At 70.8% G+C, this 18,732-nt stretch carries 17 protein-coding genes; 4 read left to right on the top strand and 13 right to left on the bottom strand.

Annotation, left to right across the window (positions count from 1 at the left end):
* Positions 1-13: 13 nt before the first annotated feature.
* Together KYK13_RS05545 and KYK13_RS05540 are read right to left on the bottom strand one after the other, a co-directional pair.
* Positions 14-2,185 carry a bifunctional alpha,alpha-trehalose-phosphate synthase (UDP-forming)/trehalose-phosphatase gene (locus KYK13_RS05545; protein WP_223642525.1) on the bottom strand — a complete coding sequence of 724 codons (2,172 nt, stop codon included), beginning with the start codon at positions 2,183-2,185 and terminating at the stop codon, positions 14-16.
* Between the two features lie 13 nt (positions 2,186-2,198).
* Positions 2,199-3,341, bottom strand: a complete 1,143-nt coding sequence (locus KYK13_RS05540) for a hypothetical protein (protein WP_223642523.1) — start codon at positions 3,339-3,341, stop codon at positions 2,199-2,201.
* 312 nt (positions 3,342-3,653) lie between these two features.
* Here KYK13_RS05540 and KYK13_RS05535 point away from each other — a divergent pair, with 312 nt between their 5' ends.
* Positions 3,654-4,085 (top strand): cupin domain-containing protein, encoded by a 432-nt coding sequence (locus KYK13_RS05535; protein WP_223642521.1) that lies wholly within the window; start codon positions 3,654-3,656, stop codon positions 4,083-4,085.
* A gap of 76 nt (positions 4,086-4,161) precedes the next feature.
* Here the strand turns inward: KYK13_RS05535 and KYK13_RS05530 are convergent, their stop codons facing one another.
* From KYK13_RS05530 to speD, 7 genes are read right to left on the bottom strand one after another with little or no spacing between them, the layout of a single operon-like run.
* Positions 4,162-5,442, bottom strand: coding sequence for a low specificity L-threonine aldolase (locus KYK13_RS05530; protein ID WP_223642519.1), 1,281 nt, complete (start codon positions 5,440-5,442; stop codon positions 4,162-4,164).
* A 26-nt stretch (positions 5,443-5,468) separates the two neighbouring features.
* Complete coding sequence (locus KYK13_RS05525) at positions 5,469-7,100, bottom strand: FAD-dependent oxidoreductase (protein WP_223642518.1); 1,632 nt, start codon at positions 7,098-7,100, stop codon at positions 5,469-5,471.
* Positions 7,091-8,587, bottom strand: coding sequence for a polyamine aminopropyltransferase (locus tag KYK13_RS05520; protein WP_223642517.1), 1,497 nt, complete (start codon positions 8,585-8,587; stop codon positions 7,091-7,093). Before KYK13_RS05520 ends, KYK13_RS05525 begins: the two co-directional genes overlap by 10 nt.
* A 13-nt stretch (positions 8,588-8,600) precedes the next feature.
* A complete protein-coding gene (locus KYK13_RS05515) occupies positions 8,601-8,828 on the bottom strand; it encodes a DUF350 domain-containing protein (RefSeq protein ID WP_223642515.1) in 228 nt (75 codons plus the stop codon).
* Complete coding sequence (locus KYK13_RS05510) at positions 8,828-8,989, bottom strand: hypothetical protein (RefSeq protein WP_223642514.1); 162 nt, start codon at positions 8,987-8,989, stop codon at positions 8,828-8,830. Before KYK13_RS05510 ends, KYK13_RS05515 begins: the two co-directional genes overlap by 1 nt.
* A 30-nt stretch (positions 8,990-9,019) precedes the next feature.
* Positions 9,020-10,936, bottom strand: a complete 1,917-nt coding sequence (locus KYK13_RS05505; RefSeq protein WP_223642512.1) for a DUF4178 domain-containing protein — start codon at positions 10,934-10,936, stop codon at positions 9,020-9,022.
* Positions 10,933-11,283, bottom strand: a complete 351-nt coding sequence (gene speD, locus KYK13_RS05500; protein WP_223642510.1) for an adenosylmethionine decarboxylase — start codon at positions 11,281-11,283, stop codon at positions 10,933-10,935. The genes KYK13_RS05505 and speD overlap by 4 nt, the downstream gene beginning before the upstream one ends.
* Positions 11,284-11,357: 74 nt before the next feature.
* On the opposite strand from speD, the gene KYK13_RS05495 reads away from it, so the two are divergent.
* From KYK13_RS05495 to KYK13_RS05485, 3 genes are read left to right on the top strand one after another with little or no spacing between them, the layout of a single operon-like run.
* Positions 11,358-12,059: a peptidylprolyl isomerase gene (locus KYK13_RS05495; protein WP_223642508.1), complete on the top strand. Its 702-nt coding sequence runs from the start codon at positions 11,358-11,360 to the stop codon at positions 12,057-12,059.
* Entirely contained in the window at positions 12,056-12,790 is a 735-nt protein-coding gene (locus KYK13_RS05490) for an alpha/beta hydrolase (RefSeq protein ID WP_223642506.1), read from the top strand. The genes KYK13_RS05495 and KYK13_RS05490 overlap by 4 nt, the downstream gene beginning before the upstream one ends.
* Positions 12,791-12,811: 21 nt before the next feature.
* Positions 12,812-13,228 (top strand): secondary thiamine-phosphate synthase enzyme YjbQ, encoded by a 417-nt coding sequence (locus KYK13_RS05485; RefSeq protein ID WP_223642504.1) that lies wholly within the window; start codon positions 12,812-12,814, stop codon positions 13,226-13,228.
* On the opposite strand, the gene KYK13_RS05480 is transcribed toward KYK13_RS05485, so the two are convergent.
* The 4 genes from KYK13_RS05480 to KYK13_RS05465 form a co-directional block, all read right to left on the bottom strand.
* Entirely contained in the window at positions 13,225-14,988 is a 1,764-nt protein-coding gene (locus KYK13_RS05480; RefSeq protein WP_223642503.1) for a L,D-transpeptidase family protein, read from the bottom strand. The genes KYK13_RS05485 and KYK13_RS05480 overlap by 4 nt on opposite strands.
* A gap of 198 nt (positions 14,989-15,186) precedes the next feature.
* Positions 15,187-16,548 carry a sigma-54 dependent transcriptional regulator gene (locus KYK13_RS05475; RefSeq protein WP_223642502.1) on the bottom strand — a complete coding sequence of 454 codons (1,362 nt, stop codon included), beginning with the start codon at positions 16,546-16,548 and terminating at the stop codon, positions 15,187-15,189.
* Positions 16,545-17,972, bottom strand: a complete 1,428-nt coding sequence (locus tag KYK13_RS05470; protein WP_223642501.1) for an ATP-binding protein — start codon at positions 17,970-17,972, stop codon at positions 16,545-16,547. The genes KYK13_RS05475 and KYK13_RS05470 overlap by 4 nt, the downstream gene beginning before the upstream one ends.
* Before the next feature lie 76 nt (positions 17,973-18,048).
* On the bottom strand, positions 18,049-18,483 hold the full coding sequence (locus KYK13_RS05465) for a hypothetical protein (RefSeq protein WP_223642500.1): 435 nt from the start codon (positions 18,481-18,483) through the stop codon (positions 18,049-18,051).
* Between the last annotated feature and the right edge of the window lie 249 nt (positions 18,484-18,732).

Here is an 18,732-nt window from a genome sequence, read left to right as displayed (position 1 = left end):
CCGCGCCCCGCGGCTACTTCCCGAGCAGCCCCTTCAGGAAGCGCCGCACCTGCGGCGGCCCCTCCACGCGGTACGCCGCGCGCGTGTGCTTGTTGCCCGCGTGAATCGTGATGCCGCCCGCGGGCACGGCCGCGAAGAGGTCCTCGTCGGTGACGTCGTCGCCCAGGGCCACCACGCGCACGTCCGGCGCCTCCTGCTTCAACACCTCCGACACCACGCGGCCCTTGTGGACGCCCCGGGGCCGCACCTCCACCACCCGGTCGCCGGGCAGGATGTGCATGGGCTCCTGGGAGAACTTCTCGAAGAGCAGCAGGCGCAATTCACGCGCCTGGAGCGCGCCGAACTCCGCGTCCACCTTGCGGTAGTGCCACGCGAGCGACGCCGTCTTCTCCTCCACGAACGAGCCCGTCACCCGCGCGGCGAACGCGTCCAGCACGGGCTTCACCTTCGGCTTCCACTCGAAGGACACGCCCGGCAGCGCCTGCCACGGCTGGCCGCGCCGCATGCGCGACCACAGGCCGTGCTCCGCGTGCAGGCCCACGGGCAATTCCCCGAACCACGCCTCCAGCGTCTCGCGCGGGCGGCCGCTCACGATGTGCACGGACAGGTCCGGCCGGGCGCTCAGCTCGCGCAGCAGCGTCATCAACTCCGCGTCCGGCGCGGCCAGCTCCGGCGTGGGCGCGAAGCCCACGAGCGTGCCGTCGTAGTCCAGGAACAGCACCTTGCGCCCCGGCCCCTTCAGCGCATCCAGCGCGGCCATGCCGTCCGGCAGCGGCGGCCTCTCCGCCACGGAGGGCAGGCCCTGGAGCCGGTCCAGGAAGCGCTCCACCCACCAGTGCACGTCCCGCGACTTCACGCTCGCGCGCAGGTTGCGCATGCGCTCCTGGCGTTCCGGCCTGGGCATCTCCAGCGCCTGTTCAATGGCGTCCGCCATGTCCTCCACGTCGTAGGGGTTCACCAGCAGCGCGTCGCGCATCTCCGCCGCCGCGCCCGCGAACTCGCTGAGCACGAGCACGCCGTCCTCATCCGGGCGGGCCGCGCAGAACTCCTTGGCCACCAGGTTCATGCCGTCGCGCACGGGCGTCACCAGCATCACGTCCGCGCCGCGGTAGAGGCTCACCAGCTGCTTCTCGTTGAGCGCGCGGTAGAGGTAGTGCACGGGCGTGCTGTGCACCGTGCCGTAGAGGCCGTTGATGCGGCCCACCAGCTCGTCCACCGTCTCGCGGTACTCGGCATAGGCCTGCACCTGCGTGCGGCTGGGCACGGCCACCTGGATGAAGCGCAGGCGCCCGCGCAAGGCGGGCGCCCGCTCCAGCACGCGCTGCACCGCGAGCAGGCGGCGGGGAATGCCCTTGGTGTAGTCCAGCCGGTCGATGCCCACGAGCAGCCGCTCGCCGTGGGAGCGCTCGTGCAGCGTCTTCACCTCCTCCAGGACGCCGGGCTCCTGCGCCAGCGCCTCGAAGGCGGCGGCGTCGATGCCCATGGGGAACGCGCCCACGCGCACCTCGCGCCCCTGGAAGAGGACGCGGTCGATGTCCGTGTCCAACCCCAGGTGCCGCAGCAGCGTGCCGGAGAAGTGCCGCACGTAGCTCACCGCGTGGAAGCCGATGAGGTCCGCGCCCAGCAGGCCCTTGAGCAGCTCCCCGCGCCGGGGCAGCGTGCTGAAGATTTCCGACGACGGGAACGGGATGTGGTGGAAGTAGCCGATGCGCGCCTGGGGCAGCCGCTGGCGCAGCATCCCGGGCACCAGCATCAGCTGATAGTCGTGCACCCAGATGGTGTCGCCCGGCTGGTAGTGCTTCGCGGCCAGGTCGGCGAAGCGCTCGTTCACCTTGCGGTACGCCTCCCAGTCCCGGTCCTGCCGGGGGATGCGGTCCAGCATGTAGTGGCACAGCGGCCAGAGCACCCGGTTGGAGTAGCCCTCGTAGAAGCGGCTGACCTCGCTGGCGGACAGGTACAGCGGCACGCAGCGCAGGTCCGACAGCTGCTTCTCCACCTGCGCGCGCTGCCCATCCGTCAACCGGGAGACATCCCCGGGCCAGCCAATCCACATGCCGCCAGAGCGCTCATGCGGCTGGCTGAGCCCGGTGGCGAGCCCCCCCGCGCTGCGCACCACGGAGACGGCATCCTTCTCCGCCTTGACGGTGACGGGAAGACGGTTCGAAACGAGCAGGAGTCGAGCCATAGACCCACTAGCTCTATTCACCCCTCCCGGGAATGGCTACCACCTTGTGTGCCTGGCTGACGTTTGCAGCCTCCTGGCCCGCCCGCGCCCAGCCGAGCCGGGCCAGCAGCGCGGGCTCCTTCCCGGCCTTCCACACGAACGCGTCCAGCACATAGTGCGTGGCCTGCGGCAGCGCAAGCAGCGGCACCACGAGCGCCAGCACATCAGCCTCCAGGGCGGGGCCACCGTCGCCGAACAACACCGGCCGGTCGTGCCACACCAGCACGTCCCACAACCCCTCCTCCACCAGCGCCAATCCCACGAGCAACAGCAGGAAGCCGGGCAGTCCCGCGCGCAGGAGCACGCCCAGGCCGCCGAAGCCGCCTTCCGCGTGGCGCCCGCGCGCGTAGCGGAACAGGAGCGCGAAGTACGGCACGCCGTGCAGCACCACGTTCATCACCGTGAACGCGAAGTCGTCCCGCGCGAGCACGATGCCGCCGAACCACGCCACCGACGTGGCCACCACCAGCAGCACCTTGCCGGCCTGCACGCCCTCTCCCCGCGCGATGCGCAGGGCCTGGAAGCCCGCCCACAGCGTGAGCACCGCCGCGTGCGCGCCCAGCGCCACGGTGCCCATCCACGGCGGCAGGCCGGCGATGAAGTCGCCCTCCACGAACCACCAGAAGGCGCGGGGCAGGTTCGCGTGCCACCAGACGACGGGGCCCAGCGTGGCGGCGTAGATGGCCGCGGCGTCCAGGCGCCGCTCGAAGTCGGACGCGCGCGCCTTGCGGTCGTAGAGCGCCACCCAGCCGTACTGCTGGCGGACGAAGTGGAACAGCGCCACGTACGCGAACAGGCTCCAGAACGCGCCAGGCGACACCAGGTACGCGAAGACGCCCGCCACGTACGCGGCGAGCGGTGCGCCCACGTAGAGCCCCGGCCGGCGCGACACCTCCTCGCCATCCAGGTACGTGCGAAACAGCGTGGACCAGACGTGCGCCACGTCCACGCCCACCACGAACAACAGCCACGCCCACACAGGCGTATCCCCCTCCGCGCCCAGCCACGGCGCCCCGAGCACGAAGGCCACGGAGGCGAGTGCGCTGCCGGCGAACACGGCGAGGTCCACGCGAGGGCCGAACAGCCAGGCCTGCGCGGGCGAGAAGAGGCGGGGCATCAGGCCCGGGAGCCTACCAGCTGGCCCTCCCCGGCACCGGCCCGCCCCGGGCGGCGCGCCTCCGGCAGTGAGGCCCGGACGTGCCGCGGGTACGGGTTTCGCGCGGGTCCGCTATCACCACCCGCTTTTTATCTGATCAGAAAATGCGGCCGGGAGCGGCCCCTGCGGACAGCCGTCGCGGAATCTTCCTGAGACAAAGGTATGACTCAAAGACAACAACCCGACACGTGCGACTAACTTGCAAGGATTTCAAACCTCGGCGTTATCATGGCTGTAGACACACCGCTGCCCAGCCGACCCGTGGAGGCTTTCATGTCCGGAATGGCGATGATGGATGGAATCATTCACACCGCGGACCTCGAGTGGAAGCCGCTCGGTCCTGGAACCGCCTACCGCCTGCTGCGCGTGAGCGCGGAGACGGGCGTGTGGAGCGCCATCCTGAAGATGGAGAAGGGCGCCGTCTTCGCGCCGCACAAGCACCTGGGCCCGGCGGAGATCTTCATCCTCTCCGGCTCGACGCACGACCGCCTGGGCATCACCCGCGCGGGGGACTACGAGTTCGAGCCGCTGGGCGCCGAGCACCCGGCCACCACCGCGCTGGAGGAGTCGCTCATCCACTTCACCGCGCACGGCCCCATCGCGTTCCACGACGACCAGGGCCGCATCGTGATGCTGCTGGACTCGGAGTTCTTCCTGAAGGCGCAGTCGCAGGAGCCGCAGTACAGCATCAAGAAGGCGGCCTGACGCGGCGCCGCCGTGCTGTTTTTCACACGTCGGGTGTCTGACTTTGACACCCGACGTCAGCGCTGGCGGCCCGGTATCAGGCCGCCTCCAGGATGCGCAGGAAGGCCCTGGCCGCGTCCGCGTCGCTGATGTTCTGGAGCCCCTCGCTCACCTGGAGCTCCGTGGACACGACGCCGGGCACGCGCGTCTGCCCGAAGCCCCACGCCACCCAGACGCGGTCCTCGCGCGCGATGCGGTCGCGCTGCTTCGCGTAGGCCTGGGGTGAGCCGCGCAGGAACACGTGGAACATGTTCGTCTGCACCGGCTGCGGCAGCACCGTGACGCGCGGATCCGCCGCGATGAGCGCGGTGAGCGACTTGGCGCGCTTCACGTAGCCGGGGATGGCGGCGAGCGCCCCGTCGAAGCGCATGGCGGCGGAGGCCACCAGCGGGGCCAGGTGATACAGGTTGCCGCCGTGGCGGTGGCGCCACACGCGCGCCTCCTTGATGAAGTCGCGGCTGCCCGCCAGCACGGCGCCGCCGATGCCGCCCACCATCTTGTAGAAGGACACATAGACGGAGTCGAAGCCCTTGCAGATCTCCGCATAGGAGCGGCCATAGAAGGGCTGGCTCTCCCACAGCCGCGCGCCGTCCATGTGCAGCTTCACCTTCTTGTCGCGGCAGGTGCGCTTGAGCTCCTGGAGCTGCTCCCACGTCTGGAGCTGCCCGCCCAGCCAGCGCACCGGCAGCTCCACGCTGACGGTCCCCAGCGTGTCGCGGGCCTGCGCCACGTCCTCCGCCAGCAGCGGCCGTGTCCACGGGCCCAGGTACACCGCGCGCAGCTGGTGCAGCACGGAGTAGGCGTCGTCCTCGTGCAGCACGTGGTGCGACGACGGGTGCACGCCCACGGTGCGCACGTTGCTGGAGTCCGCGTAGACGCGCAGCGCGATGAGCTGCGCCATGGTGCCCGTGGGCATGAAGCACGCGTCCTCGAAGCCCAGCAGGTCCGCGATCTTCTTCTCGAAGGCCTGCACGAAGTCGCCATTGCCGTAGACGTCGCTGGACAGCTTCTGGCGCTGCATCCACTCGCCGATGCGCACGTACTCCGCGCCGTCGTCGGACGTGGAGGTGACGGGCAGGGACGCGGTGCAGCTCCGGTACAACTGCTCCACCTCGGCCGGTGAAGGCGCCCCCGGCTTGGGGGCGGCGGTGCCCGGGCTCGCCGCGGGGGCGCTCACGAGCCCCGGCGACTTGACGGTGCGCAGGGACGGTGTGCCCCCGTCCGGGGCCGCCTCGCCGCGTCCGGGGAACAGCGTGGAGCCCGCGAGCAGGCTGGTGAGACCCAGGAACTCCGCGCGGCTGAAGCGACTGTCCTTCATGTGCCCTTCCCTCCCGCTTCCAATGACTACAACCAACTGGCGCTCTTGAGCCCCATTCCCGCCAGGGCCCGCTCCGCGGCCTGCACGCCGAACCAGTTGGCCTCCTCGAAGAGGGCCATGCCGCCCAGGTCCGTGTGCGCGAAGTGCAGGTGCCGCCCCAGGCTCTGTTGCGCGGCGCGGCGAGCCTCGCCCCAGATGAAGCCGGGCTGGGGCCGCACCATGGCGTGGCCCCAGCGCTGCACCTCCAGCCGCTGCGCGAGCGCGCCCACCCCGGGGTGCGCCGGCAACAGGTCCGCCATCACGAGCGCCTCCCAGTCCGCATACGTCGCGGAGAGGGCGTGATTGCGTTCCGCCTTCACGTCCGCGCCGGCCATGGGCAGGTACCAGGTGAGCACCGTGGGCCCGCGCGCGTCCTGGCGCAGCGCCTGGTGCGTGGCCACCACGTAGCCCAGGCTGCGGCTTTCGTAGAAGACGTTGTCCCAGGCCAGCGGGAAGCCGCGCGACGCCGGCGGCTGGGACACCGTCAGGTTCGCCACCACCCACGGGCTGTAGGCGAACGCGTCCATCCACCCGGGCCGGGCGTCGCGCCACGGCGCCACCACGTGCGCGGCGATGAAGCGCGGGCACGCCAGCACCACCTGCCGCGCCTGGAACGCCCGGGGCGCCCCGGTGCGCGCGTCCAGCGCGTGCACGCGGCAGCCGTCGTCCCCCGGCTCCACCGTGTGCACCAGCACCTGCGTCTCCAGCTGACGCGGGCGGAGTGACGACGCCAGCTGCTTCACCAGCCGGCCGTTGCCCTCGGGCCAGGAGAGGAAGCCGTCGCTGCGCTCGCCCTGCCCGTTCTGCCGCGCGGTGAAGTACCAGATGCCCGCCCAGGCGGAGACGTGCTCGGAGGTGGCGCCGTAGTCGTCGCGGCACGCGTAGTCCACGAACCACTTCAGCCGGGGCGAGCGGAAGCCCTCCGCTTCCATCCACTGCGCCATGCTGAGCCGGTCCAGCGCGGTCCACTCCGCGTCGTCGCTGGAGAGCGCCCCCGGCACCGCGAACGCCTTGCGCCCCTTCGCGTCTCGCGCGGCGGCGAAGGCGTTCATCCGCGCGTCGAAGCGCTCCAGCTCCGCCAGGTCCTCCGCGCTCGCGCCCGGGCGCAGGTACAGCCCCTCGTACCAGTGGCCCCTGTAGAAGATGCGCTCGTCGGGCTCCTGGATGAGCAGCTCCTCCGCGAACGACGGGTGGCCTTGCGCGTCCACGCCGGTGACGGCGTCCATCTCGCGCAGGAGGCGCATCACCGGCCCCCGGTCCTCCAGGGGCGACGGCAGGTAGTGCGCGCCCCACGGGAACGCGGACACGCTGTTCCTGCCCGAGCGCGACGTGCCCCCGGGCTCCGCCTCCAGCTCCACCACGCGCAGGTCCTTCACGCCCGCCGCTGACAGGCGCCACGCGGCGGACAGCCCGGCCGCGCCCGCGCCGACAATCAGCACTTCCACCGGCTCGAGGTCCTGCGCGCGAGGCAGCGGTCCGCCGCGCAGCTTGTGGCCGGTGTCCACCACCCGGTCCACGATGGCGCCCGGCACCGGCGCGCGAGCGGCCTGCCGCGCGCAGGCGCTCGCCACGGAGGCGCCCAGGAACGCGGCCACCAGCTCGCGCCGCGTCAGTTCCACCGCCGCCACTCCTCTTCGTAGTAGTGCACCAGCACCTGGTTGTTCAGCCGGTTCACCTCCGCCGGCAGCGGCCCCATGTCCGGGGAGAAGCGCGTGAGCCCCTCCAGCGTGTCCTCGTCCAGGAACGCCAGCCCCTCCGGCATCGGGCGGTAGCGGCCGGGCCGCTCGTGCGCCACCAGCACGTAGCCCCATTCACCAAAGGACGGCACCAGCGCATGGTACGGCTGCGTCCAGAAGCCCGCGGCCTTGAGCGTGCCCTCCACGCACCAGAACGAGCGCCGCGCGAACAGGGGGCTCGTGCTCTGGATGACCGCCACCCCGCCCGGCGCCATGCGCTTCTTCAAGATCTTGTAGAAGCCCGTCGTATAGAGCTTCCCCAGCGCGAAGTTGTTGGGGTCCGGGAAGTCCACGATGACCACGTCCCAGGTGTTCGTGCCCTCGGCCAGGAACTGCATGGCGTCCGTGTTGATGACGCGCATCTTCGGGTGCGTCATCGAGTGGTGGTTGAGCGCCGCCAGCTCCTTGTAGTTCACGGCCAGCCCGGTGATGGCGGGGTCCAGGTCCACCAGCGTGATGGACTTCACCTCCGGATACTTCAGCACCTCGCGCGCCGCGAGCCCGTCCCCACCGCCAAGAATCAGCACGTGCTCCACCTTCTGCGCGCGCACCATGACCGGGTGTACCAGGGACTCGTGGTAGCGGTACTCGTCGATGCTGGCGAACTGGAGGTTGCCGTTGAGGAACAGTGAGAAGCCCCGCTTGCCGCGCGTGACGATGATGCGCTGGTAGGGGGAGCTCGTGGCGTGGACGACCTCGTCCGCGTAGAGCTGATCCTCGTAGAACGTGGTGAGCCGGTCCCCCAGCGCGAAGCACACCAGGAGCCCCGCGCACAGCGCCACCGCCTTGATGCGCAGGCGCACGGGGTTGGCCAGCACGGGGGCGAGCAGCCACGTGCTCCACAGCCCCACGCCCGCGTTGAGCAGCCCGAAGAGCAGCGACGTGCGCACCAGCCCCAGCTTGGGCACCAGGAGCAGCGGGAAGGCCACGCTGGCGGCGAGCGCCCCCAGGTAGTCGAACGTCAGCACCTGGCTGACCAGGTCCTTGAACTTGAGCTGGTCCTGCAGGATGCGCAAGAGGAGGGGAATCTCCAGGCCCACCAGCGTGCCAATGGCCAGCACGCTGCCGTACAGCACCACGGGGAACACGCGGGTGAGGGAGAAGGTGAGGAACAGCATCGGCGCGCACAGCCCGCCGACGAGCGCCACGGCCAGCTCCACCTCCACGAAGCGCTGGGCCACCCCGCGCTCCACGAAGCGCGACAGGTAGCTGCCAATGCCCATGGCGAAGAGGTAGCCACCGATGACGGTGGAGAACTGGGTGATGCTGTCCCCCAGCAGGTAGCTGGCGAGCGTCCCGACGATGAGCTCGTAGATGAGCCCGCACGTCGCGATGACGAGGACGGTGAGGAAGAGCAGCGTCTTGTTCAAGGCTTCACGTGTTTCAGCCGCTGATGGCCGCCGCGATGATGATGGACAGCCCCAGGATGAACGAGCCGATGACGATGCCCAGCGAGGTGTTCTGGTCGACCTCGATCTCCTTGTGCACGTCGTACGGCAGGATGAGGCGGATGACGTAGAAGCCGGCCACGAACACCGCCAGGCCGATGAGCGAATAGATGACGCTCGCGAGCACTCCCTGCAGGGTGACCACCACTCCAAGCAACAGCATCACTTGCCTCCCATGAATCCACCGGTCCACAGCAGCACGCCGCCGGGACCGCGCTTCACGTCTCCGGTCACCTTGCCGCGCTCTTCGTCACTGAAGGGAGCCCACCCCGAATAGGTGGCCCACGCGTACGCCACGAGCACCAAGCCGCCCAGGTACTTCATCGTCCACCTCCGGCCCGCGGGCCTCGAGCGCTACAGGTTGCTTTCCTTCCAGCGCTCGGTTTCGAAGCTGTTGGCGCTGAAGAACGACAGCGCCGGGATGAGGATCAACAGCACCAGCGCGATGATGAACCAGCTCCCGTTGGGCGTGTCGTGGATGAGCACCACCTTGTAGGCGACGGGCGGCTGTCCGGCCCGGGCCTGGTTGGCCAGCACCGGGTCGAACGACGTGGTCGTCCGCAGCACGTACCGGCCCTTGGGCAGGGTGGACAGGTACACGCTGCCACCCTGGCCGCCCTCGCTCCAGGAGCCGTCGCTGTCACGCCCATGGTAGTAGCTGACCTCCTCGTAGAAGCTCGCCACGTCCTGCGTGTCCTGGTTCACCAGGTCGCCCTGCACGCCCACCCATGAGTTGTCGAGCGGGGTCGACACGGTGATCTGCGCCAGCACGTTGCCGTCGCGCAGCAGCTCGAAGGGCTCGCTGAAGTGCATGGCGCTGGGAGTGCCGGACGCCGCGCCGGGGCTCACCGTCACCCGCAGGTCCAGCACCTGCGCGTTGAGGGCGCGAACGTTGAAGTAGGCGGCCAGGGCGAACAGGCCCACCAGCCACACCAGCGACCAGAGCATCGTCCGCTGCATGGCCGCGTTGCGCGCGTTGGGCTGACTCGGCGCGATCCCTCGGGGCCTGGGCAGCGGCTCCTTCAGCTTGAACGCGTCGCGCACCTGCTCCGGCGTGAGGTACTCGCCGTGCGTGTAGGTGACTTCGTTGTCGGTGGCGTCCTCGTTCAGCGAGTACGGCGGCGCGACGTACTCCGTGGCCCGCGCCTTCTCTCCCTGGAAGACCTTCCAGTAGAACTCGCCCACCACGGCGTCGGTGACGGCGGTGACGGACTGGAAGGCCTTGTAGCGGCGGCCTTCGTAGAACGCGGACCTCCGCGGCACGACGTTCGCGTCACCGGCGGCCAGGGGCTTCAAGAACACCCAGTGGCCGTTGGACTCCATCAGCCAGGTGAAGCCGCGCGCCCGGTGGTAGAGCAGGTACTCCATCCACGGGTAGCGCGTGCCCTCCACCACGCACGAGCGCTCCTGGTAGCCGATGCAGATCCACTCCGCGCCGTCGAGCGTGCCCTTCTGGCCCAGCGCGATGGCCGCCGGCAGCGCCGGCTTCTGGAGCAGCTTGAGGAAGGACAGCTTGCCCTGGGACGCGTTCATCAGCGCGCCGCAGTACGGGCACGCCACGCGCATCGTCTGGTCCGGCGCGCGCAGCTCCAGCGGGCCGTTGCACTGGGTGCAGCGCGCCTGCTGGAGCTGGACCTGGCGCGCGCGCGGGCGCATCTCCCCCACGGGGATGCCCAGCTGCGCGAGCTCCAGCTTCTGCCCCAGGAACACCTCCGGATCGCGGTCGCGCGTGCCGAAGTCCAGCGTGACGAACAGGCCGCGAGGACCGGTGGCGTCCACGTAGGAGCTGTCCGCCGTTGGATCCACGTCGCTGGGGAGCTGCCCCTCCGCGGCGGTCACGCGCCCGTGGCCGCGCTCCTCCACCACCAGCGGGCGGTTGCGCAGGCGCAGCCGGTCCCCCGGGTGGAGGCGCTCCAGCTCGATGCCCTCCTCCACGCCCGCGGCGGAGAGCAGGTGGAAGGCGCCCTCGGACTCGCTGAGCCAGCCGGTGCGGCCGTCGGACATCTCCACGTACCACTCGTCCCAGGGGCCGGCGCCGTGGTCCTTCTGAAGGCGCCCGACGATTTGATACGCGGTGCCGTTGACGCGGCCTTCCAATCCCAGGCGCAGCGGAGAGTCCGTCTCCACGACGCGGGCCACCTTGCCGTGGGCCTCCAGCTCCGCGCCGACGCGGGCGACCATCGTCTGGCAGTGGCCGCACACCACCACCTGCGCGGATCCGACGGAGAACTCCACGCTCGCGCCGCACGACGGACACGCCCCCTGCGTCACGCCTCCGCTCCTCTCGACAGCTCGCGCACACGGCACGACGTGGCGCCCAGGTGCTTCGCCGCCAGCGCTTCGAAGTCCGGGCACGCGCGGGTGCGGCAGCAGTAGACGTTGAGCGCCGCGAAGCCGTGCTCCGGGAAGGTGTGGAGGGCCAGGTGGCTTTCGGCGAGGAGCGCCAGGCCGGTGACACCGCCGGGCTCCGGGAAGACATGCCACTGCGGCTGGCCCACGACCTTCAGGTCCATCAAGACAACCAGCTCCTCGAAGAGGGCCGCCAGCGCGGCCGCGTCCTTGAGCCGCTCCGGCGCGCAGCCGCTCGCGTCAACCAGCCATTCCTGTCCGGTTGTCACAGGGGAAACCTCCGGGATGAAGCCTCTCTTTAACACGCTGGAGCCGGGTCGAAAGCCGCTAGGATGCGCGCCCCATGCGCACCCGATTCCTGACCGCTGGACTCCTCTGCCTCGCCCTGACCGCGTGCTCCAAGGACAAGGAGCAGCCGCCCGCGGCGAAGGCCCCCGCCAACTCCCAGCCGGCCCCCCGCACGGTGAGCCTGCAGACGGACCCGGCCGCCGCGACGGGCTTCCAGAAGAAGGCCCTGGAGGGACAGGACCTCTGGGCCACGATGGAGACGAACCAGGGCACCATCGTGCTCAAGCTCTTCTCCAAGGACGCGCCCAAGACGGTGGCGAACTTCGTGGGCCTGGCCACCGGCGAGCAGCCGTGGATCGACCCCAAGACGGGCGAGCCCGTGCAGGGCAAGCCGCTCTACGACGGCCTCATCTTCCACCGCGTCATCCCCGACTTCATGATCCAGGGCGGCGACCCCACGGGCACCGGCCGGGGCTCCCCGGGCTACCGCTTCCAGGACGAGTTCAAGAGCAACCGCGACTTCGACAAGAAGGGCCTCCTGGCCATGGCCAACGCGGGCCCGGGCACCAACGGCAGCCAGTTCTTCATCACCACGTCCACGCCGCAGTTCCTCAAGGGCCGGCACACCATCTTCGGTGAGGTGGTGAAGGGCTACGACGTGGTGGAGAAGATCGCCAACACGCCGCGCAACGCCCAGGACCGCCCGGACACGGACATGGTCATCCAGCACATCACCATCAGCGACGCGCAGCCGTGAGCCTCCGTCCGCGCCACGTGCGCACGAAGCTGGGAGAGCTGACCTGCCACGTGGTGGACGCGCTCCCCGAGGGCGCGGCGCCGGGGCTGGTGGTGGTGCTGAGCCACGGCTTCGGCGCGCCGGGCTCGGACCTGGTGGCGCTGGCGCCGGAGCTGATGGTGGCCGCGCCCCGGCTGGCCCAGGCCGTGCGGTTCGTCTTCCCGGAGGCGCCGCTGTCGCTGGACGCGCTGGGCATGCCCGGCGGCCGTGCGTGGTTCGAGATTCCTCCGGCCATCCTGATGGGCCAGGGGCGCGACTGGGCGCAGTACTCGCAGGGCGTGCCGCCGGGGATGCCCGCCGCGCGCCGGGCGTTGATGAGCGTGGTGGCGGCGCTCCAGGTGCCGCTGAATCGCGTCGTCTTGGGAGGCTTCAGCCAGGGCGCGATGATGGCCACGGACGTGGCGCTGCGGCTGGAGGAGTGCCCCGCCGGCCTGTGCCTGCTGTCCGGGGCCATGGTGGCCGGGAAGGAGTGGGAGCCCAAGGTCCGCGCGAGGACGTCGCTGCCCGTGTTCCAGGGGCACGGCCGGCAGGATCCGGTGCTGCCCTTCCAGGAGGGCGAGCGCCTGCGCGACCTGCTGACAGGCGCGGGGCTGCCGGTGGAGTTCCTACCCTTCGATGGCGGGCACACCATCATCACCGACGAACTGGAGCAGCTGGCGGCGTTCCTGGTGAAGCGGCTGGACGGGCGCTGACCCGCGGGATGGAGGCTTGGGGTGTATCAGGCGAAGGAGCTGACGGTGTCCACGCGAGGCCGGGGCCTGGTGGACATCACCGGTGAGGTGCAGCGGGCGGTGAAGGGCACGGGCATCCGCGAGGGCCTGTGCACGCTGTTCCTGCACCACACCAGCGCGTCGCTGATCATCGGGGAGAACGCGGACCCGGTCGTCCAGCGCGACCTGGAGGCGTTCTTCTCCCGGCTGGTGAAGGACGGGGACCCGCTGTTCCAGCACGACGCGGAGGGGCCGGACGACATGCCGGCGCACGTGCGCACGGTGCTGACGCAGGTGTCCCTGAGCATCCCGGTGAAGGACGGCGAGGCGGACCTGGGCACGTGGCAGGGCGTCTACGTCTGGGAGCACCGCACGTCGCCGCACCGCCGCCGCGTCACGGTGTCCGTGCTGGGCGGTTAGAGGTCCCGGACGGCGGCGACGACGGGGGCGCCCTTGCGGCGCTTCTTCGGCGCTTCGTGGGCCTGGCCTCGGATGCGCACCCAGGTGCCGGGGTCGTCCGGCATGGCGTGGGCCATGGACCAGCCGGCGGGAACCTCGGGCGTGGTCCACCCGTAGAGGGCGCGCGCGTCCTTGGGGGCCAGGTTGATGCAGCCGTGGCTCACGGGTTCGCCGAAGCGGTCGTGCCAGTAGGCCGTGTGCAGGGCGAAGTCGCCCTCGAAGAACATGGTCCACGGCACGGTGGCCACGCGGTAGCTGGCCTTGCCCATGCTGCCCGTCATGTCCGCCTCCGCGAACTTCACCCAGATGCGGAAGAGGCCCTCCGGCGTGTCGGTGCCGGGTTTGCCGGAGGAGATGAGCGTGGCGTAGACGGGGCGGTCCCCCTCGTAGGCGATGAGCGTCTGGGCCTCCAGGTCCACGTCCAGCCAGCGCGCGCCGGGCTCCACGATGGAGGGAGACGCCAGCGGCCACGCGACGTGCAGGTCGTCGCGGGCCACCCAGTGGTCCTCGGCGATGCGGACCCACTGGCCATCGGGGGACAGCTCGCGCACGGACACGAGCGTGCGCGGCGGGAGCTCGGTCTCGCGTTCCGCGCGCGCGTCCGGGGCCTTGCGCACCACCACGTCGGCGCGCGGGGCGGCGCGCGACTGGGCCCAGGCGAAGGGCATGGGCAGGGACGCGAGCGCCTCCGCGTCCAGGCCGCTGAAGTCGGAGGGGCGGTGTTCGCGCAGCACGCGCGCTTCGAAGTACTGCCCCTCGGAGGTGCGCCAGAAGGTGCGCCGGCCGACCTTCACCTGGCCCAGGAGCTTCACGGTGACGGAGCCCTTGAGCAGCACGCCCTGCTTCCTCTTCCGGGCGAGCGCGAGGCTCGGATACGCGCGCACGCGGTGCCCCACGACGCGGGCGTAGATGCCGGGCGTGAGCGCGCCCTCCGCCACCCGGGGCAGCGGGCGGACCCGGGGCTCGCGGAAGTTCTGTTCCAGGTAGCGCTCGCAGACCCAGCCACGCGGTTGCAGTTGCACCCAGGTGTCGCAATCCGGTCCGCGCATCGCGCCCTGCCACATCACGCGCATGTCCTGCGCGACGGTGCCCAGCGAAGGCGAGTCCTGCCGGGGCTCGGAGCGCACCGCGATGGAGCGACGCACGCGCAGCGAGCCCGCGTCCGGTGCGTACGGAATGGCGTAGGGCTCCATGCCTGCGTCGACATCCGTGAGCGGTGCTTCGGCGACTGCGTCCTCTTCGCCATCGGTGCCACCGGTCCCGGACGGAGAACTCGGGATGACGCCCCCGTCCAACGCATCCGCATGGCCTTGCGCGAGGGCATCCGCCCCGGACTCGATGGCGTCCTCCACGTCGACCACCGGCTCGCCATCCGGCCCCAGCTCCAGCACGGGGACCTCGGACTCGGTGATGACCTGCGGCTCCTCTTCTCCGGGCAGGGCCTCCGTGTCCGAGCCGACGGAGGCGGAGCGCGACAGCACGGGATCCACCGACAACGACAGCGAGCTGCCCGCGTCGTCCGCGCCCTCCACCACGCCCAGCAGCGCCGACGCGGTGGCATGCCTGACGCCGCCGTCATCCGAAGGCTCCGGCGCGGTGGCCTGCCATGCGGAGCGCAACGCCTCCACGGACTCCGTCGGTGCGCCCTCTGCTTCGGGCGTGACGGCCTGCGCGGTGACGGTGCCCGCGTCCACCGGAGCGGTGGAAACGGGAGGCTCCACCGGAGCGCACGCGAAGAGAACCAGGGGGAGTCCGAGGGGCAACCAGCGGCGGCGCATACGAGCCGGAACGCTACGGGTCCCCGCCGACATCCTCAACGTCGGCCCAGGTGCGATCACCTGCGCTCGCAAGCGCGTGGGTGGGCAGGGCTTGCGTCCTGAGCGGTGATTGCCACGAACGGCGGAAAGTGCCCCCGCGGCTCAGCTCCGCCCCTCCGCGGGCGGCATCCCTTCGGGCGACTCCTGCGCCTCCAGGAGCTTGTAGAGCGTCTTGCGGTCCACGCCCAACAGGCGCGCGGCTTCGCTCTTGTTGCCCCCCACGTGCTGGAGCACGTGCGCCGCGTAGCGCCTCGACAGCTCCGCGAGGCTGGGCAAATCCCCCGCGAGACCAATCAGCCGCTTGGGCGCGTCACCGATGGGCTCCGGGAAGTCCGGCGGCCCCAACACGCCCGTCACGTTCAGCGCGAGCGCCCGCGCCATCACGTTCTCCAACTGCCGCACGTTGCCCGGCCAGTCGTACACCGTGAGCCGCGCCATCGCGTCCGCCGTCACCACGGGCCGCACCCCGCCCCGCGCATGCAACGCCGCGAAGTGCTCGACCAGCGCCGGGATGTCCTCGCGCCGCTCACGCAGGGGCGGCAGGTGCAGGTGCACCACGTCCAGCCGGTACAACAGGTCCTCGCGGAACAGCCCCTCCGCCACCCTCGCCTTCAAGTCCTTGTTCGTCGCCGCCAGCACCCGCACGTCCACCTTCACCGGGACGCTCTCGCCCACGCGGCGGATCTCCCCCTCCTGGAGCACGCGCAAGAGCTGCGACTGGACCTTCATCCCCACGTCGCCAATCTCGTCCAGGAACAGCGTGCCGCCGCTGGCCTCCTCGAACAGGCCCCGCCGCGCGCCGGACGCTCCCGTGAAGCTGCCCTTCGCGTGGCCGAAGAGCTCGCTCTCCATCAGCGACTCGGTGATGGCGCCGCAGTCCACCGGGATGAACGGCCCCGAGGACCGCGCCGAGCGCTTGTGCAGCGCCCGCGCCACCATCTCCTTGCCCGTGCCCGTCTCTCCCGTGATGAGCACGGGCACGTTGCTCGTCGCCGCGCGGGCGACCTGCTTGTAGACCTCCAGCAGCGCCTGGCTGCGGCCCACCAGCGACGTGCGCTCCACCTGCTTGCGCAGCGTGCGGTTCTCCTCCACCAGCCGCTTCTGCTCCAGTGCGCGCTTCGCCACCCGCATGATGGCGTCCACGTCGAACGGCTTGGACAGGTAGTCGAAGGCGCCCTGCTGGATGCTGTCCAGCGCGCCCTCGATGTTGCCGAACGCCGTCACGACAATCACCGGCGTGTCCGGCAGGTTCGACTTCACGAGCTGGAGCACCTTCAGGCCGTCGCCCGGGTCGGGCATGGCCATGTCCGTGAGCACCAGGTCGAAGGACTGCTCGCTCATCCGCTCCGCCGCGCCCTTGGGGTCCGGCGCCTGCGTCACCGGCCCCAGCACGCCCAGCAGGCGCTGGAGCAGGTCCCGCGCATGCGGATCATCATCGACGACGAGGATTCGGGCTGTGCTCATGAGGCCTTGCGGATGGAGGAAGCGTCACGCTGCGCTCCCGACTCCACCACAAGCGGCGCCGGAGTGCGCGCCGCTCGCGCGAACCGCACGCGGATCCGCGTGCCCTTCCCCTCCTCCGAGTGCACCGTGAGCGTGCCGCCGTGCGCCTCCACCACGCGCCGGGTGGTCGCCAGGCCCAGGCCGTGCCCCGGGATGCCCCGCGCCTCCGCGGCCCGGAAGAACGGCTGGAACAAGGACGCCTGCGTCGCCGCGCTCATCCCCATCCCGTTGTCCGTCACCTCCACCACCGCGTCCGCCCCCTCCGTCGCCACCCGCACCTTCACGCGCGGATCCGGCCGCCCCGCCGTGTACTTCACCGCGTTGGACAACAGGTTGCGCGCCACCACCTGGAGCAGCTGCGCCGGACAGTCCACCAGCACGCCCGGCTCCAGCTCGCGCTCCAGCGACACGCCCAGCGCCGTCGCCGTCTGGCTCACCTCCAACAAGAGCGTGCTCACCGCCGTGTCCAGCTCCCCCATCGTCCCGTCGCCCCGCGTGCCCGCGCGGCAGAAGCGCAGCAGCGCCTCGATGAGCTCCCCCATGCGCACCGCGCTGGATTCGCACTGTGAAATCATCTCCAGCGCGCCCGGGTCCTTCACCGCGCCGGAGCGCCGGATGAGCGTCAGGTAGCCCTTGAGCGGCGACAGCGGCCCCATCAGGTCGTGCGCCACGCGCCGGGTGAACGCATCCAGCTCCTGGTTGTGCCGCCCCAGCTCCTCCAGCTGCCCCTGGATGGTGGCGTCCTGGCGCTTGAGCAGGGAGATGATGTGCCAGCCCACCAGCATGGACAGCAGGATGGCCAGCAGCGTGGTGGCCGCGCCCAGGGCGGTGTTGCGCACCCGCAGCGTGCCCAGCCGCCCCACCAGCACGCGCGCGTCGGCCGCGTTCTCCGTGGCCAGCTGTCCCGCCAGCTGGTCCACCTCCGCCGCCAGGGGACGGATGCTCTCCACCAGGTGGCGCCGGGCGCGCTCCGCGTCGCGCTGGCGTGAGAACACCGCCGCCGCGCGCACCTGATCCGCCAATCCCTGGCACGCGTCGTTGAAGCGCAGCCAGACCTCCTTCTCCCCGGGCGGCAGGTGGCGCATGTACGCCTCCGAGGACTGGCGGATGCTGTTGAGGATGTCCTCCATCACCGCGTCGGCTTCCTTGCGCTCGGCGTCGCCGCTGGCGCGCACGTGCGCCTCGATGGCGGACTCCAGCGACATCACGTCCACGCGGATGCGGCCGATGAGGCTCGCGCGCTCCAGGGCCTCCAGCACCAGCGCGTCCACCTGATGCCCGGTGCGCACCTCCGTCCAGAGCATGAAGCCGGTCACGCCCGACAGCAGCATCACCACGAAGAAGAAACCCGCGCGGTATCCACGGATGGGGGTCCGCGAGTTCATCGCCACGGGCACGCTCCTTGGGTCGACAACAGAAGAAGAACCAGGGAGCGCCGCCGCGCGGACGCCCCCGCGAAACTCACGGCACCGGCCTGGTCGCCTCGGTGGGAGGGGCGCCCGGAAGGGGCGGCTGGGTGCGCCGCCGCGCGCGCTCCAGCGCGGACTCGTACCACACGTCCGACAGCTCCTCGTGCAGCGCCGCCAGCTCACGCTGCCGCGCCAGCAGTTGCGCGTTGTGCTCCTCCAGCGTGTGGCGCTCCGCCTCCAGCCGCGCCAGCTCCTCCAGCGCGGTCGCGCGCGCCTGCTCCGCCTCCACCCGCCCCTGCTCCGCCTCCGCGCGCTCCTGCGCCAGCTCCTCCAGCGCGGACTCCAGGGCCGCCAGCTTCGCCGCCAGCGCCTCCGTGCGCTCACGCTCGGCCTGGTACTCGCGCTGCCAGCGCTCCGTCTCCGTCACCTGGGCCTGGAGGCGCTCGGGGGGAATGGTCGCGGCGCATCCCACTCCCAGCCACGCCACACTCCATGCCACCAACAGGTGCCGCATACGCCATCTCTCCCGACGCCTGGTCGCGCGACATGCACGACGAGGACATCCGGGCTCCGTGCTCCCCTTCATGCCCCGGCGCGTGGCGCTCGGAACGGAAGGTTGCGGCGCAGCTTGCAGAAGAGCGCCGTTGCCGTCAAAGCAACGTGCGCCTGCCTGGGGAGCTTGCACCCATTGTTTCAATTGCAACTGAGGAGATTCTCCCCATGGCGGATCCACTCC

This window comes from Corallococcus sp. EGB (assembly GCF_019968905.1).
In the GTDB taxonomy this organism is placed as follows: domain Bacteria; phylum Myxococcota; class Myxococcia; order Myxococcales; family Myxococcaceae; genus Corallococcus.
The sequence above is the reverse complement of the archived record's forward strand: the minus strand, read 5'-3'. Positions and strand labels throughout refer to the sequence as shown.